General features: G+C 53.9%; 2 tRNA genes. Both read right to left on the bottom strand.

Annotated features, from left to right (window positions below):
• Positions 1–76 (bottom strand) — tRNA-Val (locus A1OO_RS06740).
• A gap of 30 nt (positions 77–106) precedes the next feature.
• Positions 107–182 (bottom strand) — tRNA-Lys (locus A1OO_RS06735).
• Positions 183–228: the final 46 nt, after the last annotated feature.

Below are 228 nucleotides of genomic sequence, written 5' to 3'. Positions count from 1 at the left end.
TGGTGGGCGATACCGGGCTCGAACCAGTGACCCCCTCCTTGTAAGGGAGGTGCTCTCCCAACTGAGCTAATCGCCCACGATAGTTTTAATTCCCTCATGGAGAGAATGGTGGGTCGTGTAGGATTCGAACCTACGACCAATTGATTAAAAGTCAACTGCTCTACCAACTGAGCTAACGACCCGTGGCGTCCCATAGGGGAGTCGAACCCCTGTTACCGCCGTGAAAGG

This window comes from Enterovibrio norvegicus FF-33 (assembly GCF_000286835.2).
Taxonomy (GTDB): Bacteria; Pseudomonadota; Gammaproteobacteria; order Enterobacterales; family Vibrionaceae; genus Enterovibrio; species Enterovibrio norvegicus_A.
The sequence above is the reverse complement of the archived record's forward strand: the minus strand, read 5'-3'. Positions and strand labels throughout refer to the sequence as shown.